This is a genomic window from Verrucosispora sp. WMMA2044 (genome assembly GCF_027497155.1).
Lineage (GTDB): Bacteria > Actinomycetota > Actinomycetes > Mycobacteriales > Micromonosporaceae > Micromonospora > Micromonospora palythoicola.
Genome location: NZ_CP114913.1, coordinates 2,102,481 through 2,124,690, shown reverse-complemented (window position 1 = coordinate 2,124,690; position 22,210 = coordinate 2,102,481). Strand labels below are relative to the sequence as shown.

The window sequence follows — 22,210 nt, the reverse complement described above, 5'->3', positions numbered from 1 at the left end:
CGCGCCCTCCCGCCGCCCGGAGACCGCGAGATGCCGCATGTCGCTGACCGCCGCCGCACCGACACCGCGAGACGCCGCATGTCGCGCCCGCCGCCGCGCCGGACACCGCGAGATGCGGCATGCGGCGCGACCGTCAGTCGGTCGACGGCGGCTCGCAGCGTTCGGACAACGCGTAGCGGGTGAGCACCACGTCACCGATCTGACGCGCCTCGACCACCTGCGCCCGCCGACCCGGGTGCCACGGGAAGCTGCCCTCGCCGACGAACCTCGGCGCCCGCCCGTCCCCGACGAAGAACGGGGCCACCACCAGGTGCAGCTCGTCGGCCAGCCCGGCGGCGAGGAACTGGCCATGCACGCCCGCGCCGCCCTCCACCAACAGGCGACCGACACCCCGCTCGGCCAGGTCGGTGAGCATCCATCGCAGGTCGACCGGATCACCGGCGTCGACCACGGTGGCCAGCTCACCGAGCCGGTGTCGGGTCTTCTCGACCGCCCCACCGGCGCTGTAGACGATCCGGTCGGTGTCCCCCACGGTGAACAGCCGGGCCTCGGGGTCCAGGTCGCCGCAGCCGGTCATGGTCACCCGGGTCGGCGATGCCGGCAGGCCACGGGCGACCCGGTCGGCCCGGCGCCGTTCGCAGCGCACCAGCAACCGGGGATCGTCACGGCGAACGGTGCCGGCACCGACCAGGATCGCGTCGCAGCCCGCCCGGACCTCGTCGACCCGGTCGAGATCCGCGTCGTTGGACAGCAGCAGCCGCTCGTCGGTGGCGTCGTCGATGTAGCCGTCGATCGAGGTGGCGCAGCTGAGCAGCACGTACGGCCGGGCCGCCCCGGACGAGGCGGTCACCGGACGAAGGGAAGGTCGGCGGCGCGGGCCGCGCGGCTGGCCTTCGCCGCGAGGTAGTCGGCGTTGGCCGGGGACAGGAACACGCCGGTGGGCACCTGCTCGGTCACGGTGATCCCGAGCCGCCCCAACTGCTCGGTCTTCTCCGGGTTGTTGCTCAGCACCGAGATCGGGCCGACACCGAGCGCGGCGAGCATCTGCGCCGCCACGGTGTAGTCGCGTTCGTCCTCGGCGTGACCGAGCGCGACGTTGGCCTCGAAGGTGTCCAGCCCCGCGTCCTGCAACGCGTACGCGTCGAGCTTGGCGTACAGCCCGATGCCCCGGCCCTCCTGACGCAGGTAGAGCAGGTAACCGCCGACGTCGGCGATACGCTGCACCGCCTCGCGCAACTGCGGCCCGCAGTCGCAGCGTTGGCTGCCGAACACGTCGCCGGTGAGGCATTCGCTGTGCGGACGGACCAGCGGCACGTCGCCGGCGCGTTCCGCCGCGCCGGGATCGCCGAGGCGGAAGGCGAGGTGCTCCCGGCCGTCGACGAGCCCGTCGAAGGTGAACAGTCGAGCCGTGGTGGTGTAACCGTCGGGAAACCGCAGCGGCACGGTGACCTGCGTCCGGATGGTGGCGACAGGCAGTGTTTCGGACATGGGTCTCCTCGTCAGGCGGTGGCGGGTACACGGACACGTCGGGCCAGGAGCACGGCGGCTCCCGGCAGGCTCGCGACGAGCACCAGGGCGCCGTACACCGTCGCGGTGGCCACCCCCTCGGCGGCGGTCAGGCCCGCGGCGGCGAACGCCCACGCGGCCACCCCCTCGCGAGGGCCGAACCCGGCGACGTTCGCCGGCACCCCCATCGCGAGCAGGGCCAGCAGGGTCAGCGGCAACAGCAGGGTCAGCGGGGCGGTCGAACCCACCGTGCGTGCGGCCACCAGGAAGGTCGCGAGGTGCCCGGCCACCGCCAGCGCGGAGGCGAGCAGGACCCCTGCCCAGGTACGCCGGCCGAGCAGCCCGAGCCGTACGTCCGACACGGCGGTGCCCAGTGCTCGGGCCCACCGGGAGGCGCCGGAGTGCGGCAGCAGCCGGGCCGCCACCACCACGGCGACCAGCACCGCCACCGCCACGGCGGTCGCCACCGGCAGGAACGGGCGCACCGGCGACGGGAAGGCGAACAGCAGCACCGCGGCTACCGCGACCAGCACCACCTGCCCGGCCATCCGTTCCCACACCACCGCGCGGATGCCGCGTCCGACGTCGCCCACGTCGCGGCCGTGCCGCACCGCGCGGTGCACGTCACCGAGGATGCCGCCGGGCAGCGTCGCGTTGAGGAAGATCGCCCGGTAGCAGTGGGCGACCGCCTCCCGCAGCGGCAGACGTACGCCGAGGCCACCGGCGACGAGGCTCCACCGCCAGGCGGCGCAGACGGTGGTGAGGACGCCGATGGCGAGCGCGGCGGCCAGCGCGGGCGCGTCGATCAGCCGCAGCCCGGCCAGGAACGGCCCGGTGCCGAGCCAGCAGAGCAGCCCGACGAGGACGGCCACTCCCAGTGCCAGTCGGGCCCAGCCCCAGAACGACCGGCGCGCCGGGGTCGCCGTGGGTGCGGCGTCGCCAGCTTCTTCCCCCACTCGTGCCTCCCCGGCATGACGATCTTCCCTGACTGTACGCACGTAGCTGGTCGGCTGCCGGTTCAACGGAGCAGCGCCAGCAGGTCGACGTGACCGACCAGTACCCCGAGGCGACCGCTTTCAGCCTCCGCCAGCCGACGTCGTGCGTACTCGTCTGTGTGGACGGTCAGGTCGGGGCGTTGCTCACGGGCCGCGTCGAGCCAGCCGGTGAACCACTCCGTCGTCAGGGCGGCCTGCTCCGACCCGAGCCGCCAGGGGCTGGGCCGCAGTTGCACGTCCACGCCGTGGCGGGCGAAGGCGGCGACGCAGGCGTCGACGGCGTCCGGTCCGAGCAACCGCCGGCCGCCGACGGTACGACGTTGGTGGGCGTTGAAGGCGGCGGCGACCTCCCCGTCCAGCGGGTCGGCCGGGGTCAACCGCACCGCGCCGGTCACGGAGATCAGGAACAACGCCGGGCAACCGGCCTCGGCACAGGCGGCGACCAGGCGGTCGAGTTCCTCGACGGTCAGCATGTCGAGCAGGGCCGAGGCGGTGACCAGGGCGGCGTCGGCCAGCTCGGCGGCGGTCAGCCGGGTCAGGTCGCCCTGGCGGGTCTCGACGGTGATCGGCGCCCCGTCGGCGGCGGTGGCCGGCATGCCGGCGCACGCCCGGGCCAGCAGGTCGGGATCCTGGTCGTACAGGATCCAGTGCTGGGCGCCGGGCAGCAGCGGGGCCAACCAGCGGCCCAGCGAGCCGGTCCCGGCGCCAAGATCATGCACCACCAGGGGGCCGTGGCCGGGCAGCGCCGTACGCAGCGTGTCGACAAGTTCGGTGGACCGGGCCGCCACGTCGGCGGGTTCGCGCAGCGCGAGCCACTTCGCGAAATCGGGCGGGAGTTCGATGCTCATGCCGACGCCTCCTTCAGGGCCGTGGTGATCCGGGCGACCGTGCTGTCCCAGTCCGCGAGGGTGTCCCGTCGCCGCACGGCGGCGTGCCGCAACTGCTCGCGCAGGGCCGCGTCGTCGAGCCAGCGGCGTAACGCCGTGGCGAGGGCGGTCGGGTCGTCGGGCGGCACCAGCAAACCAGGCCGGTCGCCCGCCGCCGTGCGACCGAGGGCGTCGGGCAGTCCGCCGACGGCGGTGGCGAGCACCGGTACGCCGCGCGCCAGCGCCTCGGTGACCACCATCCCGTACGTCTCGCCCCGCGACGGGTGCACCAGCAGGTCGGCGGCGGCGTACGCGGCGTGCAGCCGGTCGCCGACCAACGGTCCGGTGAGTCGGATCCGGTCGCCGAGCCGGCCGGCGGTGATCCGCTCGCGCAGCCGGTGCACGAACTCCGGCTCCCGGTGCAGCGGTCCGACACAGGTGAGCGTCCAGTGCCGGTCGGTCACCGTGGTCAGCGCCTCGACCAGCACGTCGTGTCCCTTGTGTCGGGCGACCGCGGCGACGCAGAGCAGGGCCGATCCGGTGGCCGACCCGGGCGCCGGCGGGGCCGGGTCCACCCCGGGCGGGGCGACGTGCACCCGCTCGGCGGGCAGCGCGTACCGCCGCAGCAGCGCGTCGCGGGTCCAGGCGCTGGTGGCCACCACGGCGGTGACCGTGGCCAGCGCCCTGGCCTCGGTGTCGTCGTCTCGGGGCAGGTGCACCAGCGCGACCAGCCGCAATCGCCTGCGGTGGGCGGCGAGGACGTCCGGCACCACCGAGGCGACGAGGCCGTCGACGAGCACCAGCGCCCCGTCCGGCGTGCCGGCCAGCACGTCCGCCAGCGCTGCCCGCGCCGCCGGGGACGGTCGCGGCCAGTCACCGGCCACGGCGTGCTCGCGCACCGACCAGCCGGCGGCGGTGAGCCCGGCGCAGATCCGCCGGTCGTAGCCGTTGCCGCCGCTGGGCGACGCCGGGTCGTCGATGTCGCCCGGCAGGATCACGTGCAGGATCGGCACGTCAGGCGGTGCCCTCACCGACGGCGGTCGAGCCGGGCAGCGCCCGCTCGTAGCTGGCCCAGGCCACGTGCGACTCGTGCAGGGTGACCGTGATGCCGGTCAGGCCCCGGGCGCCGCCGCCCAGTTGACCGGCGGCCACCCGGTCGGCGAGCCGGTCGGCGATGGTGCGGGCCAGCACCTCGGTGGTGGTGTTCCGCCCGGCGAACGCGGGTTCGTCGTCGAGGTTGCGGTAGTTCAGTTCGCCGAGCACCGCCTTGAGCTGGTCGGTGGCCAGTCCGATGTCGACCACGATGCCGTCGTCGTCGAGGTCGGGGCGGCGGAAGGTGGCGTCGACCACGAACGTCGCGCCGTGCAGCCGCTGGGCGGGGCCGAAGACCTCGCCGCGGAAGCTGTGGGCGATCATGATGTGGTCACGGACGGTCACGCTGAACACGGTTCACTCCCCGTCGTAGGTGATGAGGTGGCACAGCGCGGGCAGGTCGCCCCCGCTGAGTCGGGCGAGCACGTCGGGCAGTTCCGCGAACGGCGACCGGCCGGTGATCAGCGCGTCGAACCTCGGATCGGCGAGCAGGTCCAGGGCGAGTGCCATCCGGTCGGCGTAGCTGCGACTGCCACGTCGCGCCGGAGCCACCATGCCGACCTGGCTGCTGCGGATGCTCAGCCGTCCAGAATGGAACGCACCACCGAGGGACAACTGCACCGGCCGGTCGCCGTACCAGCTCAGTTCGAGCAGGGTGCCTTCCGGTGCGAGCAGGTCCAGGCCGCGTTGCAGACCGGCGGCGCTGGCGCTGGCGTGCACCACCAGGTCACGGCCGTCGCTGGCGGTCTCGGGGGTGGCGAAGTCGACGCCCAGCGCGGCAGCCACCTCGGCGCGGGCCGGATCGGTGTCCACCAGTTCCACCCGTACGCCCGGGAAGCGGGCCAACAGGGCGGTCACCGCGCAGCCGACCATGCCACCGCCGACCACGGTCACCCGGTCGCCGACCAGGGGCGGGGCGTCCCACAACGCGTTGACGGCGGTTTCCACCGTGCCGGCCAGCACCGCGCGGGCCGCCGGCACGTTTTCCGGTACGACGGTCACCGCCTCCGCCGGCACCACGTACGCGCTCTGGTGCGGGTGCAGGCAGAACACCGTACGCCCGAGCAGGCGCGCCGGACCCTGCTCGACCTCGCCGATGCTGAGGTAGCCGTACTTGACCGGGGCCGGGAAGTCACCCTCCTGGAACGGGGCACGCATCGCGGCGTACTGGCTGGCCGGCACGCCGCCGGTGAAGACCAACGTCTCGGTGCCCCGGCTGACCCCGGAGTACCGGCTACGCACCAGGACCTCGTCGGCGCTCGGTTCCGGCAGCGTCACCGGACGGAGCTCACCCGCGCCGGGAGCCCGGAGCCAGAAGGCGAGGGCGGAACGCGTCACCGGTTTTTCTCCTTACCTGCGTCCAGACCGAACCGATCCGTCGTATTTTCCGTAGTTCCCTGTCGGGGGGTCGTCGATCATAAACACGGAGGCACGGTGTCCACAGTTCGAACCGGTCCGCAAATCGGGCTGATCGTCCAGATCGTCCTGCTGGCGGGGCTCGCCGCGACGGTCGGTCTCGGTGTCGCGGGCTGGCTGGCGGGCCTGGCGTACGGGGCGGTGACCTACCTGGCACTCGTGCGTGGGCTCCGTCACGCGGGCTCGGACCGACTGGGACCGGCCGACTGGGTGACCATGGGCCGTGGGCTGCTGGTCGGTGCGGTGACCGCGCTGATCGCCGACGCGCTGACCGACGGTCGCCCCGCCCCGGTGGCACTGCTGGTGGCGATGACGGCGGTGGCGTTGGCGCTCGACGCGGTCGACGGCAAGGTGGCCCGCCGTACCGGGACGACGAGCGCCCTCGGCGCCAGGTTCGACATGGAGGTCGACTCGTTCCTGGTGCTGATGCTGAGCCTGCACGTCGCGCCGTCGGTCGGTGCCTGGGTGCTCGCCATCGGCCTGATGCGGTACGTGTTCCTGGTCGCCGGTTGGCTGCTGCCCTGGGTCAACGCGCAGCTGCCGCACCGGTACTGGCGTAAGGTGGTCGCCGCGGTCCAGGGAGTCATGCTCGCGGTCGCCGCCGCCCAGGTGCTGCCCGGAGTACTGACCACTGTCGTGCTGGTGGTCGCGCTGGGGCTGCTGGTCGAGTCGTTCGGCCGCGACGTCGGCTGGCTGTGGCGCCACCGGCAGGTCCGGCCCGTCCCGGCCGTGGTGGTGCCGGTGGTTCCGACCATGCCGACGGTGCCGATCGGCGTCCGGCGGGCCGATCGGGCCGACGAGCGCGACCTGTCCACCGCCCCCGTCCTGTCGCTGCGCTGAGCCCGGAGACCCAGTTGTCGATCGCCGATCCGGCATCCACGCCCGACGCCGACCAGAACCCGAGCGCCATCACCGACCCGCCCGAACACACACACGGGACCGGGGCGGATGACGCCGCGTCCCGGCCGGCGCCGGTCACCCTGCGCCGACGGATCGTCGCGCGGGTGGTCACGGCGCTCGCCGCGCTGCTGGTGCTTGTCACGTTCACCCTGCCCAACCGGCCGTGGCAGCTGGAACCCGGCGCGTTTCTGCGGATCCCGCTGGAGGGGCTGTTGCTGGCCGCGCTGCTGCTCGCGCTGCCCGGTCGGCCCCGCCGGGTGGTGGCCGTGCTGGCCGGTGGGCTGCTCGGGCTCGTCGCCGTGGTGAAGGTCGGCGACCTCGGCTTCTACTCGTCACTGGGCCGCCCGTTCGACCTGGTGCTGGACTGGTCCCTGCTGGACGAGGCGTTCACCTTCGTGGCCGAGTCGATCGGCCGACCGGGCGCGATCGCCATCGCACTCGGGGTCGGGTTGGTTCTGCTGTCCGTACCGGTACTGACCGCCTTGTCGGCGGTGCGGCTGTCCGGGTTGCTGGCCCGACACCGCACCGGCAGCACGCGCGCGATCGCCACGCTGGTGCTGGTCTGGGCGGTGCTGGCCGCCTTCGGGGCCCGGATCGTGCCCGCCATGCCGATGGCCGACACCAACGCCACGATCCTCGTGCAGGAGCACGCCGCCGAGGTCCGGGACCGGCTGTACGACCGCCAGGCGTTCGCCAACGAGGTGGGGGTCGACCCGTTCCGGGACGTGCCCGGCGACCAGTTGCTCACCGGGCTGCGCGGCAAGAACGTGGTGATCGCCTTCGTGGAGAGCTACGGCCGCGACGCGGTAACCGACGCCGAGTTCGCCTCCATCCCCCGGATGCTCGACGAGAGCGCCGACCGGCTGGCCACGGCCGGGTTCGGCACCCGCAGCGGCTTCCTCACCTCACCGACGATCGGCGGTGCGAGCTGGTTGGCACACGCCACGCTGCTCTCCGGCCTGTGGGTGGACAACAACCAGCGCTACCGGAACCTGCTCGCCACCGATCGGTTCACCCTCGGTGACGCGTTCCGGCGCGCCTCCTGGCGTACGGTCGGGGTGATGCCGGCGGTCAACCAGGCCTGGCCGGAGGGCGCCTTCTACGGCTACGAGCAGTTCTACAGCGGCCCCGACCTGGGCTACCAGGGCCCCAAGTTCGCCTTCGCCCCGATGCCGGACCAGTTCGCCATCCACCAGTTCCACCAGCGGGAGCTGGCCGGGCAGCAGGACCGTCCGGTCATGGCCGAGCTGGCCCTGGTCTCCAGCCACTCCCCCTGGACGAAGGTGCCGTCGCTTGTCGACTGGGAAACCATCGACGACGGCGAGGTGTTCCGGCGGGGCATCATCGGCACGCCGACGGCGCAGGCCCGCACCGGCTACCGGCACTCGATCAGCTACACGCTGCGTACGCTCATTTCCTACGTGGAGCGCTACGGCGACGACGACACGGTGCTGGTCTTCGTCGGCGACCACCAGCCCGCGCCCGTCGTCACCGGCGAGAACCCGAGTCACGACGTGCCGATCCACATCGTGGCGAAGGACCCGGCCGTGTTCGAGCGGATCAACGACTGGGGCTGGCAGGACGGCCTTACTCCGGACGCCAACGCCCCGGTCTGGCCGATGCACGAGTTCCGCGACCGCTTCCTGACCGCCTTCGCCTCCACCGGATCCCGCCCCCAAGCCCACCCCCGCTGACCCCGCCGGGGTCAGGTGGGTTTTTGGGCTACCAGGACGTCGCGGACTATGGCCTGGTCGACTCGGTGGGTCAGGGTGCGCCAGGGGCCGGTGTCGAGGACGGTGAGGCCGGCCGCGGCCAGCCGGGCGGCGGCCTCCTCCCGCCGCGCGACGTTCGTGTTCCACGAGATGCCCAGCGCGCCGCCGGGGCGCAGCACTCGTGCCCAGCCCGGCGCGGCGGCGGTGAGCAGGGCGAGCGGGTCGCGGGCCAGGCCGGTCTCGGCGGTACGGCTGCCGTGCTGCACGCCGTACGGCGCGTCGGCCACCACCACGTCGATGGTCTCCGGGCGGAAGAACTCACCGACCCGGGTGGTGTCGGCGTTGACCACGTCCACGCACTGCACGTCGCCGGCCTTGTGGGCCTCCTTCGAGGCGGCCAGCTCCACCCGTAGCCGCCGGCCGACCACCTTGCGCTCCCGACGGATCGGCCCGGACTCCAGCACCCGGTGCTTGATCCGTTTGCGCTTCAGCCAGGTGCTCAGGAACGTCTGGTACGCCTCGAAGTCCTTGCTGTCGCGGTCCAGGCCGGCGGCGTCGAAGCCGTACATCATCGCCTGGTTGAGCGTGGTGCCCCGGCCGCACAGCGGATCGAGCACCCGGAACCGTCGGGTCAGCAGTTCGCCGGCCCCGTCCGAGGCGAGCAGCGTGACGTTGAGCAGCAGCTTGGTGAACTGCTCGTTGGTCTTGCCCGGGTACTTCTGGATGGTGAGCAGGTCGTCGTCGAAGCGGTCCAGCCGGGTCAACGGCACGGGTCGCAGCAGGTCGCCGACGAACTCGAAGATCGCGTACGCGCTGGAGAGGTTGCCCAGCAGCGCGGCGTCCCGCTCGCTCAGGCCACCGACGGCCTCGAACGTGACGTAGCGCGCTCCGCCGATCGTCGCGGTGGACACGTCACCGACGCGCCCACCGAGCACCGCGTCGCCGAAGATCTCCAGCTCCGCCCGGGTCAACTCCACCGCCGCCCCCGAGTACACCCGGTTACTCGACGGCAGACTCAACACCCCATATCTCGCCACGACCGCCCACTATCCCACCCCACCCCGCGCTCCCCGCACAACCCTCGCCGATCATGCAGGTGTGGCACCCGGATCAGCCCGTTTCGGGCGTTCGTGGGGCACCACACCTGCATGATCACGGCGGTGCGGGTCAGGAGGGCAGGCCGCCGACCTGGGTGTTGATCCAGGAGCGGATCGAGGTCAGGTCACCGTAGATGGACGGGGCGGTGGCGCAGGTGGAGCTGTTGTTACCGGCTCGACTGGTCGCGCCGATCACGTTCCACACGCCGTTGATCCGGCGCACCTGCGGGCCGCCGGAGTCGCCGTAGCAGGCGCCGGCGTTGCCGTTGGTGTTGTTGGTGCAGATCTCGTACGGGCCGTTGATGCCGCTGCACCGGCTGTCGGCCACGATCGAGGTGTCCAGCTCGTGTGCCACGGTAGGCGCGGAGCCGCAGCCCCGGGGTGCGCAGGTCTGGCCCCAGCCGATGATCCGGGTGGCCGTGCCGACGGCACCGGAGCTGGTCGGGATCGGCGCGGGCGCGTAGCTGACCGAGCTGGCGAGTTGGAACAGCTTGACGTCGATGCTCGGGTGGTTGACCGCCCGGCTGACCCGGACGACAGTGCCGCCGCTGGTGCGGTTGATGCTGCCCACCCGCACCGACGACGGGGTCGGGCAGTGCTTGGCGGTGACCATCCAGTTGGACTTGATCAGGGTGCCGGTGCAGCCGGAGGTGTAGACCAGCCACGGGTAGTTCTCGGTGGCCGGGCGACCGTTGACCACGAGGATCCCGACTCCGGTGTCCTCGGTCCAGGTGTAGCTGCCGGCGGCCGACGCGCTCCTGCTGCCGGCGAAGAGCTGGTTGACCCGGCTCGCCTCGGCGGCACTGGGGTAGGCGTTGGTGCAGGACACCGGCGCGCTGCTGCCGGACATGAGATCGGAGCAGAGCCCGGTGCGCCGGTCGGGCAGACCGAGGATGTGACCGAACTCGTGGGTGGCGATCCGGGTGCGGTGGTAGCCCTGGTCGACCGCCTGCCAGCCCATCCAGATGCGTCCGGAGCCGAGCCCGGTGACCTGCGCCCGGGGCCAGCCGCTGTCAACGTAGATGGTGACGCTCGCGGGCGTGCCGGGCACCAGCCGCACGTTGCTGACCCGGCTGTTCCAGATCTGCGCGGCCTGGTCGAAGTTGGTCCGGAACTCGCCGGCCCGGCTGGCGTCGTAGTAGACGGTCCGGGCCGCCGAGGCGCCGGCGGCGGTGGCCACCTGAAGCCCCGTCGCCGCCAGCACCGCCGCCAGCGCGGCGGTGGCCGCGCGCAGCAGTTGTCGTCGGATCATCACGCACTCCCTGCGGACTGAGCGGCGCGCCGACACGCCGCTATCGATGTGCGTGAATATTAATGGCCGCCCTTCGCTGGTAGTCATCGCGAAAGCGTCATACCGCCCACCGCTGTTACCCGCGCGTTACGCCACGGCGAAACTGCCGTGGCGTAGCGACGCGACGGTGGGACTTCACCAGGTCGAGCCCGCACGTCTCAGGAATCGGCGGGCCGGAAGGGAGCAGAAAATGAGGATCAGAAGGACCGTCACCACGCTGGTCGTGGCGCTCGCCACGCTGATCGCCGCGACCGCCACAGCCGCACCCACCGCCGCCAGGCAGGCGGCGACCGGCTCACCGTACTGCGGGATCACCTGGGGCAGCGGCGACAAGACCGCCGGGGCGCTCAGCTCCGCGCCGCTCGTCGACGTACGAACCGGTCGGCACGACTGTCACGACCGGGTGGTGTTCGAGTTCGACGGCCCGGTCACCGGCTACTCCGTCGGCTACGGCGAGACGTACACCGAGGGCGAAGGGTTGGCGCTGTCGCCGTACACCGCCGGTGACGCGCTGCTGCGGGTCTCGCTGCGCGCCCCGGCGTACGACGACGAGCACCTCGCGACGGTGCCGTACCGGACCGGCGAGCACGTGGCGAACGTGCTGCGCTACCAGACCCTGCGCGACGTGGTCTTCGGCGGCAGTTTCGAGGGCTACAGCACCTTCGCTGTCGGCGTCCGCGCCCGGCTGCCGTTCCGGGTGTTCGTGCTGACCGGCCCCGGGGACCACAGCCGGATCGTGCTCGACGTGGCACACCAGTGGCAGGAATGACCGACCGCCGCGACGGGGGTCCGGCGCCGGCCGGCCCCCCGTCGTCGCCCGTCACGCCGAGCGACCTGCCGACCGTCCGGGACTACCCTGGGTGCATCATGGACGGCCGTGTGCTGGTGGTCGAGGACGACGCCTCCATCCGGGAGGTCATCGCCCTCGGGCTGCGCCGCGCCGGTTTCCGGGTGGCGACCGCCGCGGATGGCCGGCAGGCTCTGGCCACCTGGCGGGCCGGGACCGTCGATCTGATCGTGCTGGACGTCATGCTGCCCGGCGTCGACGGCCTCGAGGTGTGTCGGGAGATCCGACGCAGCAGTGCGGTGCCGATCCTCATGCTCACTGCCCGGACCGACACCATCGACGTGGTGGTCGGCCTCGAATGTGGCGCCGACGACTACCTGCGCAAGCCCTTCGACCTGCCCGAGTTGGTGGCCCGGGTCCGTTCGGTGCTACGCCGGGCGGTGGTGCCGCCCGAGCCCGGGCCGCTGCGGGTCGGCGACCTGGAGATCGACCCCGGCGCGTTCGTGGCCCGCCGGGACGGTGCCGAGCTGCCGCTGACCACGACCGAGTTCCGGCTGCTGCTGGAGCTGGCCCGCCGACCCGGACAGGTGTTCACCCGGGAGCTGCTGCTGGACCGCGTGTGGAACCACAGCTACCTCGGCGACAGCCGGCTCGTCGACGTGGCGGTGCAGCGGCTGCGCGCCAAGGTCGAGGCCGACCCGGGCAACCCTCGGCTGATCCGCACGGTACGCGGCGCCGGATACAAGCTCGTCGCCGGGTGAGCGGGCGACGGCGATGGGCAGCAAGCCGCCACCGCGGACGCCAGCGGACCGGCAGACGGTCCGCCCCGGCCGGTTGCGCCGCCGGCTGACCATCGCGTTCGTGCTGGTCGCCGGGATCTCCGCCGGGGTGCTCGCCGGTGGGTCGTACCTGCTGCTGCGGCAGGCCCGCTACGACGCGTCGCTGCACGCCGCCGCGGCCGACGCCCGGTACCGGCTGGTGCTCGCCGGGCAGTTCCTGCCGCTGACCGAGCAGCGCCGCACCGAACTGTTGACCAGCTTCGAGGGCAGCGGCCGGCACGTGGTGCTGATCGCCGGGGACACCTGGCCCTCGGACCCGGCGTACGCGCCGCCGCTGACCGAGCGGCTGCGCAGCACCGTCGCGGCCGGGCAACTCGGCTACCAGCGCAGCTTCGAACCGACCCGGCTGCTCGTGGTGGGCGGGCGGATTCCCGGCTCGACCGCCGAGTTGTACGTCATCACCGACGAGCGGGACCTCGCCGCCGGGCTGGAGCAGCTCCGCAACGCGCTCGGCGCCGGCTGGGTGCTCGTGGTGTTGCTGGCCGCCACGGTCGGGCACACCCTCGCCCGGCGCACCCTGGAACCGGTGGGGCGGGCCAGCCGGGCCGCGCGGGCCATCACCGAGGGTCTGCTCGCCACCCGGCTGCCGGTGGCCGGGCGGGACGAGTTCAGCGGGTGGGCCGCGTCGTTCAACGAGATGGCCGAGGCGCTGGAGGCGAAGATCGCCGCCCTGCACCGCGCGCAGGAACGGGAGCGGCGGTTCACCGCCGACGTGGCGCACGAACTTCGTACCCCGGTGACCGCGCTGGTGGGGGCGGCCTCGCTGCTGCGCGACCACCTCGACCAACTGCCCGGCGACGCCCGGCGCGCCGGTGAGCTGCTGGTCACCGACGTGGTCCGGCTGCGCCGGCTGGTGGAGGACCTGATGGAGATCTCCCGGCTGGACGCCGGGCGGGAGGCGGTGAGCGTGACCGACGTGGACGCGCCGGTCCTGGTGCGCCGGATCGTGGCCGCGCGCGGCTGGTCTGATCGAGTGACAGTCGACGGCGGCCCACTGTGGCTGCGCACCGACCCGCGCCGACTGGAGCGGGTGCTGGGCAACCTGATCGCCAACGCGGTGCAGCACGGCACCGGTGCGGTCCGGGTCCGGACGGCCCGCGCTGGAGACCGGGTGCACGTCGACGTCGACGACCAGGGGCCGGGCATCCCCGCCGAGCACCTGCCCCGCCTGTTCGACCGCTTCCACAAGGTCGACCCGGCCCGCTCCGGCGGAGGCAGCGGGCTCGGTCTGGCCATTGCCCTGGAGAACGCCCGACTGCTCGGCGGCCGGTTGACCGTGCACAGCACCCCCGGCGTCGGCACCCGCTTCCGGCTCGACCTGCCCCGCGTACCGACGGCGGAGCGCACCGGCTCCGCGCGGGCGCCTTCGGAACTGTCCGGCACGCTCGGACAGGAGCCGACCGGCGGCACCGGATGAGCCGCCGCCGACTCGTGACGCTTGTCGCCCTGGTGCTGCTGGTCGCCGGGTGCGCGCCGGCGCGGTCCGGCTCGCTCGGCCCCGCGCCGACCGCCACCGCGCCGACCGCGCCCGCCCCCACCAGCGTCGGCCCGTCCGCCAGCATCGCGTCGCCGCCCACCGACACCTCCGCACCAGCCACGCCGCGCGCCGGCACCACCGGCACCACCGGAGTCGCCCGGCCGGCGACCCTCACCCTGGAGCTGTGGTACGTCCGGGACGGGCGGCTCGTTCCGACCCGACGCACCCGACCCGCCACCGTGGCCACCTCCCGACTGGCCCTGGCCGAGTTGGCCGCGGGGCCGACCCGACGCGAGGCCGACGCCGGCCTGGTCACCCTGCTGCCCGACGGCGCCGAGGTGAGCCGGATCGCCGACGGCGTCGCCAGCGTCCGGCTGGCCGCCGTGGCCGACCCGGTCACCGCCCGGCTACGCGAGGCGCAGGTGGTCTACACCCTCACCCAGTTCCCCACCGTGCGACAGGTCGACTTCGGCACCGCCGCGCCAGCCGGCCGCGCCGCCCACACCGACCTGCTGCCACCGATCGTGGTCACCGGACCGGTCATCGGCGACCGGGTGAACAGCCCGGTCACCGTCACCGGCAGCGCCGACGTGTTCGAGGGAACCGTCAGCGTCCGGGTGCTCGACGCCGCCGGCCGCCAGCTCGCCACCGCCTTCACCACCGCCACCTGCGGCACCGGCTGCCGGGGCGCCTACCGGGTCGCCGTGCGATACCGGCTGCCGGCCGCCCAGGCCGGCACGATCGAGGTGTACGAGGTGTCCGCCGACGACGGTTCCCGCACGAAGGTGGTCGCGGTGCCGGTGACCCTGGCCGCCGCCCGGTAGACCGTTCCGCCCCGGGGCTCGTCCCGGATCGACGCGCGGCTGGCCGGATGGCCGCGTTGACAGCGGCTCGGTGACGCCGGCGCGTCCGGCCCCACCGACCGTTAATGAATCCGCCTCGCGTTAAGCGTTGACCGGCCTCCTACCAACGTGAGATATAGATGCTCACGCATCGGCGCCCCGACAAGCGCTCCGGCCCAGGAAGGCGACGAATGGATCCCGTGTCATCGCCGTCATCTCCCCCACCGACATCCACCACCGGCCAGCCGCCGGGGTCCGACCGGCGCTGGCTGGCCCGGCTCGTCGCCGGGCTGGCCGCGCTCGGCATCCTGGTCCCGGCGGCACCGGCACACGCGAACTCACTGCCCAACCTGCCGCACAACGCCGGCGGTTACGAGTCGTCGTTCTCGCCCGCCTACGACTACGACACCGACGGCTGCTACGCCGTGTCGGCGATCAGCCCGGACGGCACGATCAACGGCGGGCTGAAGACCACCGGGGCGATCAACGGCAGCTGCCGGGACCGCTCCGATCTGGACATGTCGCAGACGTACGCCCGCGCCAAGTGCAACAACGGCTGGTGCGCGATCGTCTACGCCAGCTACTTCGAGAAGGACCAGGCCGTGCATGGCAGCGGCCTCGGCGGCCATCGGCACGACTGGGAGCACGTCATCTCCTGGGTCGACCAGGCAGCCAACCGGGTCGAGTACGTGAGCACCACCCAACACAGCAGCCGGCGCACCTACCCGCGCTCGCAGGTGCGGTTCGACGGCACCCATCCGAAGGTCGTCTACCACAAGGACGGCGCGTCGACGCATTTCTTCCGGCTCGCCAACAACAACGACGAGCCGCCGGAGAACCACTACCACGTCTGGCACTACCCACCGGTGGTCGACTGGAACGGCTGGCCCAGCACCGAGCTGCGCACCCGGCTGATGGACGCCGACTTCGGCGCCGCCACCATCAAGATCAAAGATGGCTCGTTCGAGTACCTGCTCGCCGCCGCCAAGCCCGCCGGGATCCCCTTCGACCCGTACGGCTGACCCACCGCACGCCGGGTCGGCCACGCGGTCACCGGTTCTGGCGTTCGATGCCGCGACGGACGAGGCCACGGATGCCGGGCAGGGTGACCGCCCGAATCGCGACCTCGTTCAGCCAGACGTGCAGGCCACTCGGCGGTGCGTACTGGTACATGCCACGGCGGGCGAGCGCCTGCCGCTTGGCGACCTCGGCGCGCAGGCCGGCTTCCCACTGCGTCAACGCCGACCGGATGTCGTCGCCGTGCCGGGTCAGGGCGGCGCCGAGCCGGTCGGCACCGGCGAGCGCCAGGGCCGCGCCGTGCCCGGCGAAGAGGCTGACGCACCAGGCCGCGTCACCGAGCAGAACCGCCCGACCGACGCTCCACTGCGGCACCTTCACCTGGCTGACCCGGTCGAAGTAGGCGACGGCCGGATCGGCCTCCAGGTCACGCAGCGCCTCGGGAACGCCGCCGGCCAGGTCGGCGAAGGCGGCGCGTAACGCGGGCACCGGCCCGCGCGCCAACTCCCGGTCCGGGTCCGCGCAACGGTAGGTGGCAAAGGCCGAGGAGCGCCCCGGACCCAGGTTGACGAGCGCCGCCGTACGTCCCGGACCGATGAACGTGGTGGCGGACGAGGCGGGCACGCCCTCGGGCGGGCGGGCGAGCGGAAAGGCCGCCACCACGTACGGCAGGTCGACCCGATGACCGGCACCGAACAGTGTCGTCCGAGTCGCGGAGTGCACGCCGTCGGCGCCGACGAGCAGATCGGCCTCCTCGGTGGTGCCGTCGCTGAGGGTGATCGCCACCCGGTCGGCGTCCTGGTTGACGGCATCGACGGTGGTGCCGAAGCGGATCTCGACCCGGTCGCGGACCGCGTCGTACAGCACGCCCTCCAGATCGCCCCGGAACACCGTCATGGCGCGGGGACCCAGTGCGGCCTCCGCGACGACCGAGGGCACCGTGAGCTTCGGCCGACCGTCCGCCCGGACCAGCACGGTGGTGAACAGGCCCAGCGCGCGCTCGGCGAGGGCGGGAACCAGGTCGAGTCGCTCGGCGGCGTCGTAGCCCCGACCCAGCAGGTTCACCAGGTAACCGCCACTGCGCCGGGCCGGCGCACGTTCCACGACGATCGGCTGCCAACCGTCGCGCGCCAGGCGCAGGGCGGTGGCGAGACCGGCGATGCCCGCACCGACGATCACGGTTCGCTTCATTCGGACCCCCTAGTATGAGCATCTGCTCAAACATGATGAGCGTGTGCTCATCCGAGCGCAAGGGTGCGTAGACTGCCGGCATGCCACGCGGAGTCGCCATCACCGAACCCCGGCAGCACCTCTTCGCCGCCGCGGAACGCCTGATCGCGGCAGCGGGGCCCAGTCAGCTCACCAGCCGGGCCGTGACCCGGGAGGGCGGCGTCGCCACCGGCTTGCTGTTCGCCCACTTCGCCAGCTTCGACGACTTCCTGACCGGTTACGCGGTCGACCGGAGCTTCCAGATCGCCGCCACCGCGGCCGGGCTCGGCGAACGCGCCGGCACCGGCACCGTCGACGCGAACCTCGGCGAGACGCTGCTCGCCACCCCGATGATCACGCTGCTGGCCGTCACCCGACTCTTCGCCCACCGGCCGACCCTGACGCAGGCCGTCGAAGCGGTACTGGGCAGCGGAAACGCCGCGCTGCCGGCCCTCGAACGCACCGTCGCCGGCTACCTGACCGCCGAGCGGCACATCGGACGACTACCCGCCGCCGCCGACACCGACGCGCTGGCGGTGGCGGTGGTCGGGGCGCTGCACCACGTCGCCCTCACCGACGGAGAGAACCCGGCGGCGCCCACCCGCGTCCGCCGCGCCATCACCGCCCTGACAGCCGCAACGACGGTGAATGCCGTTGCCCGACGTGACGACGGCTCGTAGCGTCGCCGGGTGACCGTTGAGGTGCCGTTCCGTTCCCTCGCCATCGATCAGTCGGACGTCCGCTACCACCACGGCCCCGACTCCCACCAACAGCCGGGCACGCCGAGAGGTCAGACCATCGAGTTCGGCTGGGATGAAAGCACCGTCTATCCGGGCACGTCACGGAAGTTCTGGATCCATCTGCCGGACCGGTACGACCCCTCGCGGCCGGCTTCGCTGATCGTGTTCCTCGACGGGCAGTGGTACCTGGATCCGGCTGGCGAGGTCCGTGGCGCGATCGTCCTGGACAATCTCATCCATCGCGGCGACATCCCGGTCACCGTCGGCCTGTTCGTCGAACCTGGCGTCCTCGTCGATGCCGAGCAGCCGAAGAACCGCAACGTCGAGTACGACGCGTTCGACGACCGCCTCGTCACCTTCCTGCTGACCGAGATCATCCCGCAGGTCACGGAACGCTACTCGATCGCCGACGACCCGGACCGATGGGCCATCTGTGGCGGCAGCAGCGGCGGCAACGCCGCGTTCACCGCCGCCTGGCTACGCCCGGACAGGTTCCGGCGGGTGCTGTGCTGCCTGTCCAGCTTCGCCCAGATGCCCGGCGGGAATCCGTACCCGCAACTCATCGCCAACGAAGCCCGCAAACCCCTACGCATCTTCATGCAGGCCGGTCATCGGGATCTGCACTGGAACGAGCCGCGCCGCAACTGGCTCTCCCACAACCTGCGGGTCGCGGCCGCCCTGGCCGAGGCCGGCTACGACTTCCGGCTCGTGCTCGGCGACGGTGGCCACAACCCCAACCACGGCGGCGTCCTCCTGCCCGACGCGCTGCGGTGGCTGTGGCGGTCGACCATCACCTGACATCCACTTCGCCGCCCGTGCGGGACGTCGGGCGTCGCGGCCAGCAGCAGCGCCGCCCCGGCCGCGAAGACGGCCGCGCCAAGATAAACCAAGCCCGGCGACGCGTACGTCAGCGACCAGCCGAACGCCACTCCGGCCGTGATCGGCACGACGGTTTCCGCGACGGCACCGATGCCGGTCAGCGCGCCCTGCACGGCGCCCTGTTCGGCGGACCGAACAGCACGGGAGATCCATGACTGTGCGGCGGCACCCGCGAGCGAGCCGAGCACGCCGACCGCGCACAGGAGATAGAGCAGCCACGGCACCGACACGAACGCCGTACCGCAGAGCGAGGTGACACCGAGGAGGCTGCCGAGCACCGCGGCGCGCTTGTCGCCGAGACGCCGCACCAGCGGTCCCACGGCCCGGGCCTGGTAGAGCGCGCCGGCTAGCGCGCAGACGGCCAGCACGACGCCGATCTGAGTGGTGCCGAAGGTGAACTGGTGGGTGAGGAAGAACGTCCAGGTCGACTGGTGCGTCATCCGGGCGACGTCGGCGCAGAATCGGGCGCGGGCGAGGCGGCCGATCACCGGTCGGCGCAGGACGGCGGCGATGGCACCGACCGGGTTCGCCAGCCGCAGGGTCAATGGGGTGCTCGGGTCACCGGGACGCGACTCCGGCAGGACGAACCAGCCGTAGGCGACGTTGGCGAAGCAGAGCGCGGCGGCGACGACGAACGGCAGGCGTACGTCGACCGCGCCGAGCAGGCCACCGAGGAGCGGACCGGCGACGAAGCCGAGCCCGAACGCGGCGCCGACCAGCCCGTACGCCTGCGCCCGCGCCCCGGGTTCCGTGACGTCGGCGAGATAGGCGTTGACCACTGTGTACGTGCCCGCGCAGGCACCAGCGACAGCATGGAACGCCAGCAGGGTCCACGGGCTGGGCGACGCCGCGTGGGCCAACCAGTCGACGCCGAGGCAGGTGAGCGACACGAGCAGGACCGGACGGCGGCCGTAGCGGTCGGACAGCCTCCCGAGCAGCGGCGCGGCCAAGAACTGGAGCAGCCCGTAGACCGAGCCGAGCAGGCCGGACCAGAAGACAGCGGCGGCGATGTCCTCGGTGACCGACGTCATCAGGGCCGGCACGATCGGCACGATCAGGCCGAGCCCGAGCATGTCCAGTACGACGGTGCCGAGGAGAACGGTGACGGTGGGTGCCCGGCGCATTGCGGCTCCTGAGTGTCGAGAGGGCAGGGCCCCCTCGCGACTCACGGTCTGCCGAAGGCACGGAGGATCAGAATATTGGGGCCGTCAAACCGTTTTCGGCGGTCGTCCCGTGCGGTTCACGGTGAGGGGCGCGCCCTGGGGGGGGTAATCGGTGGGCGGCCGGCGCCCACGGTGAGGGAGCATGGGTCGGTGGCCGGGACGATGCCCGTGGTGCGTAGGTCGAATCTGCCCGCGTCGAGCGCGGCGGGGGCGTGGGAGGCGCTGGTTCTCGACGTCGGAGAGCCGACGCGCCCCGCCCTGCGGGTGGAGGCAGCCGGGGGCGGCCTGCTCGTGCTACGGCGCGGCGACGCCGTCCTGCTGCTGGCCAGCGTGGCTGACGACCACTTCGGCGTCGCGTACGTCGCGACGGGCCATCACCGCTCGCCGGTGCCGCCGACAAGCGCGGCCCGGGCGGCGGCCGTCGGCACCGCCGACGCGGGCGGTGCCGGGCTGGCTCGGTGGGCTCATCACTTCGCTACCGCGCTGACCGGGACCGGCGACGGCCCGTTGCATGCCGGTCGCTGGGTCATCGCCGGCGAGCCCGCGCAGCCGGACTCCGGGACATCCCAGCGGCGGATGCCCGTTCCACTGCCGCAGCATCGGGGCTGGATCGACTGGTTCGGTGGGGACCGGCACCGGCAGATCCTGCCGCTTCGCCCGCTGGCCGGCCCCGGCGACAGTCGGGTCAAGGCCTATCGGAAGCAGTTCCGGGAGGGCGTCCTGCCGCCGGTGCTGCTCTGGTGGATCAGCGGCCTCGACTGCCACGTCGTGCTGGACGGTCACGATCGGCTGGCCGCCGCGCTCGCCGAGGACGGACCGCCGCCGCTGCTCAGACTCTCCTCGGTGAGCCAGCGCCAGGTCGATGCCGACACGGACACCGCCGTGCGCCGCTACGCGACGACCACCGAGGCCGTCCGACACCAGGTGGCCGCCGGCACGCCCGGCGCGGCGGACGCCCTCGCCGCCACGCACCGCCGTTTCGCCCGCGAGCTGGGCGGCGTCGGCACCGGTTACGGCACCAGCCGCGCCTGGCCCCTGAGGGGCGGCCCGGCCACGTGGCACCGGCTCGCCGAGGCGCACGCTCCGGACTGGCACGCGGAGATCTCGGCGGCGGACGACGGGTACGGCCGGCGCCCGCCCCCCGACGGGCGCCGACCGCACCTCAGCCCTTGACGCAGATCACCTGCTTGAGGTGGGCGACCACCTCGACCAGGTCCTCCTGCTGCGCCATCACCTCGTTGATGTCCTTGTAGGCGCCGGGGATCTCGTCGACCACCCCGGCATCCTTGCGGCACTCCACGCCCGACGTCTGCGCCGCCAGGTCCGCGGTGCTGTACGTCCGCTTCGCCTGGGCCCGGGACATCCGCCGGCCCGCCCCGTGCGAGGCCGAGCGGTAGCTCCAGTCGTTGCCCGAGCCACGGACGATGTACGAGCCGGTGCCCATCGAACCGGGGATGATGCCCGGGTCACCGAGGCCGGCCCGGATGGCACCCTTGCGCGTCACCAACACGTCCACCCCCTCATAGGTCTCCTCCGCCACGTAGTTGTGGTGGCAGCTGATCGGTTCGTCGTAGCTGACCTGCGGGAACCGGTCCCGGATCAGGTTCATCAGGACAGCGAGCATGACGGCGCGGTTGCGCCGCGCGTACTCCTGCGCCCACCACAGGTCCCGGCGGTAGGCGTCCATCTCGGTGGTGCCGGCGAGGAACACCGCCAGGTCCCGGTCGGGCAGGTCGGCGTTGTGGGGCAGCCGACGGGCCACCGCGATGTGCCGCTCGGCCAGTTCCTTACCGATGTTGCGGGATCCGGAGTGCAGCATCAGCCAGACCCGGCCGGCGTCGAGGCCACCCTGTTCCAGGCAGACCTCGATGAAGTGGTTGCCGCCACCGAGGGTGCCCAGCTGCCGCTTCGCCCGCGTCTCCAGCTGTGCCACCCGCCGGTCGAGGTCGGTGAAGCGCCGCCAGAAGTCGTCCCAGCCGCGCTGTTCCAGCCCCCGTACCCGGCGCGGGTCCACCGGCTCGTCGCGCTGGGCGAAGCCGACCGGGATGGCCTCCTCGACCGCCCGACGCAGCCCGGCGAGGTCGTCGGGCAGGTCGGCGGCGGTCAGCGAGGTACGCACCGCCGACATGCCGCAGCCGATGTCGACTCCGACGGCCGCCGGTGAGACCGCCTGCCGCATCGCGATGACCGAGCCGACCGTGGCACCCTTACCGAAGTGCACGTCGGGCATGACCGCCACGCCGTGCACCCACGGCAGCGCGCCGATGTTGCGCAGCTGCCGCGCGGCCTGCGGCTCGATGGCGTACGGGTCGGTCCACACCCGCACCGGCGCCCGCGTTCCCGCGAGCAGGCTGAAACCCATGGTGACGTTCTCCTGGTTCT

20 protein-coding genes and 2 pseudogenes are annotated in these 22,210 nt (G+C 72.7%); 10 read left to right on the top strand and 12 right to left on the bottom strand.

Features of this window, described 5'->3' with window-relative positions; genetic code table 11:
- Nucleotides 1-133 precede the first annotated feature (133 nt).
- The 7 genes from O3597_RS09535 to O3597_RS09505 form a co-directional block, all read right to left on the bottom strand.
- Nucleotides 134-850, bottom strand: a complete 717-nt coding sequence (locus tag O3597_RS09535; protein ID WP_281603883.1) for a dihydrofolate reductase family protein — start codon at nucleotides 848-850, stop codon at nucleotides 134-136.
- Nucleotides 847-1,488: a GTP cyclohydrolase II gene (gene ribA, locus O3597_RS09530; RefSeq protein ID WP_281603882.1), complete on the bottom strand. Its 642-nt coding sequence runs from the start codon at nucleotides 1,486-1,488 to the stop codon at nucleotides 847-849. The genes O3597_RS09535 and ribA overlap by 4 nt, the downstream gene beginning before the upstream one ends.
- Before the next feature lie 11 nt (nucleotides 1,489-1,499).
- Nucleotides 1,500-2,390: a lysylphosphatidylglycerol synthase domain-containing protein gene (locus O3597_RS09525; protein ID WP_281604505.1), complete on the bottom strand. Its 891-nt coding sequence runs from the start codon at nucleotides 2,388-2,390 to the stop codon at nucleotides 1,500-1,502.
- Between the two features lie 134 nt (nucleotides 2,391-2,524).
- Nucleotides 2,525-3,349: a class I SAM-dependent methyltransferase gene (locus tag O3597_RS09520; RefSeq protein ID WP_164449813.1), complete on the bottom strand. Its 825-nt coding sequence runs from the start codon at nucleotides 3,347-3,349 to the stop codon at nucleotides 2,525-2,527.
- Nucleotides 3,346-4,398 carry a glycosyltransferase family 4 protein gene (locus O3597_RS09515; RefSeq protein WP_281603881.1) on the bottom strand — a complete coding sequence of 351 codons (1,053 nt, stop codon included), beginning with the start codon at nucleotides 4,396-4,398 and terminating at the stop codon, nucleotides 3,346-3,348. The genes O3597_RS09520 and O3597_RS09515 overlap by 4 nt, the downstream gene beginning before the upstream one ends.
- Nucleotides 4,382-4,813, bottom strand: coding sequence for a 6-carboxytetrahydropterin synthase (locus O3597_RS09510; RefSeq protein WP_281603880.1), 432 nt, complete (start codon nucleotides 4,811-4,813; stop codon nucleotides 4,382-4,384). Before O3597_RS09510 ends, O3597_RS09515 begins: the two co-directional genes overlap by 17 nt.
- 3 nt (nucleotides 4,814-4,816) lie before the next feature.
- On the bottom strand, nucleotides 4,817-5,797 hold the full coding sequence (locus O3597_RS09505) for a zinc-binding alcohol dehydrogenase (protein WP_281603879.1): 981 nt from the start codon (nucleotides 5,795-5,797) through the stop codon (nucleotides 4,817-4,819).
- A 96-nt stretch (nucleotides 5,798-5,893) separates the two neighbouring features.
- On the opposite strand from O3597_RS09505, the pseudogene O3597_RS09500 reads away from it, so the two are divergent.
- Together O3597_RS09500 and O3597_RS09495 are read left to right on the top strand one after the other, a co-directional pair.
- Nucleotides 5,894-6,595 (top strand): annotated as a pseudogene (locus O3597_RS09500) (CDP-alcohol phosphatidyltransferase family protein); the annotation flags it as partial.
- Between the two features lie 293 nt (nucleotides 6,596-6,888).
- Nucleotides 6,889-8,469, top strand: a pseudogene (locus O3597_RS09495) (sulfatase-like hydrolase/transferase); the annotation flags it as partial.
- An 11-nt stretch (nucleotides 8,470-8,480) separates the two neighbouring features.
- On the opposite strand, the gene O3597_RS09490 reads toward O3597_RS09495, so the two are convergent.
- Both O3597_RS09490 and O3597_RS09485 read right to left on the bottom strand, forming a co-directional pair.
- Entirely contained in the window at nucleotides 8,481-9,524 is a 1,044-nt protein-coding gene (locus tag O3597_RS09490; RefSeq protein WP_281603877.1) for an SAM-dependent methyltransferase, read from the bottom strand.
- 130 nt (nucleotides 9,525-9,654) lie between these two features.
- The gene (locus O3597_RS09485; protein WP_281603876.1) at nucleotides 9,655-10,836 is read right to left on the bottom strand and encodes a snapalysin family zinc-dependent metalloprotease; all 1,182 of its coding nucleotides are present in this window, start codon (nucleotides 10,834-10,836) and stop codon (nucleotides 9,655-9,657) included.
- A 229-nt stretch (nucleotides 10,837-11,065) separates the two neighbouring features.
- Between O3597_RS09485 and O3597_RS09480 the strand changes: the two genes are divergently transcribed.
- The 5 genes from O3597_RS09480 to O3597_RS09460 all read left to right on the top strand — a co-directional run bounded on the left by O3597_RS09480 (nucleotide 11,066) and on the right by O3597_RS09460 (nucleotide 15,842).
- On the top strand, nucleotides 11,066-11,644 hold the full coding sequence (locus tag O3597_RS09480; protein WP_281603875.1) for a hypothetical protein: 579 nt from the start codon (nucleotides 11,066-11,068) through the stop codon (nucleotides 11,642-11,644).
- A gap of 98 nt (nucleotides 11,645-11,742) precedes the next feature.
- Nucleotides 11,743-12,423 carry a response regulator transcription factor gene (locus O3597_RS09475; protein ID WP_164449807.1) on the top strand — a complete coding sequence of 227 codons (681 nt, stop codon included), beginning with the start codon at nucleotides 11,743-11,745 and terminating at the stop codon, nucleotides 12,421-12,423.
- Between the two features lie 13 nt (nucleotides 12,424-12,436).
- Nucleotides 12,437-13,918 (top strand): HAMP domain-containing sensor histidine kinase, encoded by a 1,482-nt coding sequence (locus O3597_RS09470; protein ID WP_164449806.1) that lies wholly within the window; start codon nucleotides 12,437-12,439, stop codon nucleotides 13,916-13,918.
- Nucleotides 13,915-14,802, top strand: a complete 888-nt coding sequence (locus O3597_RS09465) for a Gmad2 immunoglobulin-like domain-containing protein (protein WP_281603874.1) — start codon at nucleotides 13,915-13,917, stop codon at nucleotides 14,800-14,802. Before O3597_RS09470 ends, O3597_RS09465 begins: the two co-directional genes overlap by 4 nt.
- Nucleotides 14,803-15,011: 209 nt before the next feature.
- The gene (locus O3597_RS09460; protein WP_164449805.1) at nucleotides 15,012-15,842 is read left to right on the top strand and encodes an NPP1 family protein; all 831 of its coding nucleotides are present in this window, start codon (nucleotides 15,012-15,014) and stop codon (nucleotides 15,840-15,842) included.
- Nucleotides 15,843-15,870: 28 nt separating this feature from the next.
- Here O3597_RS09460 and O3597_RS09455 read toward each other — a convergent pair whose 3' ends face one another.
- Complete coding sequence (locus O3597_RS09455; RefSeq protein ID WP_281603873.1) at nucleotides 15,871-17,028, bottom strand: FAD-dependent oxidoreductase; 1,158 nt, start codon at nucleotides 17,026-17,028, stop codon at nucleotides 15,871-15,873.
- A gap of 80 nt (nucleotides 17,029-17,108) precedes the next feature.
- On the opposite strand from O3597_RS09455, the gene O3597_RS09450 reads away from it, so the two are divergent.
- Together O3597_RS09450 and O3597_RS09445 are read left to right on the top strand one after the other, a co-directional pair.
- Nucleotides 17,109-17,726, top strand: coding sequence for a TetR family transcriptional regulator (locus O3597_RS09450; RefSeq protein WP_281603872.1), 618 nt, complete (start codon nucleotides 17,109-17,111; stop codon nucleotides 17,724-17,726).
- A gap of 9 nt (nucleotides 17,727-17,735) precedes the next feature.
- Nucleotides 17,736-18,584, top strand: coding sequence for an alpha/beta hydrolase-fold protein (locus O3597_RS09445; protein ID WP_281603871.1), 849 nt, complete (start codon nucleotides 17,736-17,738; stop codon nucleotides 18,582-18,584).
- On the opposite strand, the gene O3597_RS09440 is transcribed toward O3597_RS09445, so the two are convergent.
- On the bottom strand, nucleotides 18,479-19,789 hold the full coding sequence (locus tag O3597_RS09440; protein ID WP_281603870.1) for an MFS transporter: 1,311 nt from the start codon (nucleotides 19,787-19,789) through the stop codon (nucleotides 18,479-18,481). The genes O3597_RS09445 and O3597_RS09440 overlap by 106 nt on opposite strands.
- 210 nt (nucleotides 19,790-19,999) lie before the next feature.
- Between O3597_RS09440 and O3597_RS09435 the strand changes: the two genes are divergently transcribed.
- Nucleotides 20,000-21,001 (top strand): hypothetical protein, encoded by a 1,002-nt coding sequence (locus O3597_RS09435; RefSeq protein ID WP_281603869.1) that lies wholly within the window; start codon nucleotides 20,000-20,002, stop codon nucleotides 20,999-21,001.
- Here O3597_RS09435 and O3597_RS09430 read toward each other — a convergent pair.
- Nucleotides 20,991-22,190: an RtcB family protein gene (locus O3597_RS09430; protein ID WP_281603868.1), complete on the bottom strand. Its 1,200-nt coding sequence runs from the start codon at nucleotides 22,188-22,190 to the stop codon at nucleotides 20,991-20,993. The two genes, O3597_RS09435 and O3597_RS09430, sit on opposite strands and share 11 nt — an antisense overlap.
- Nucleotides 22,191-22,210: the final 20 nt, after the last annotated feature.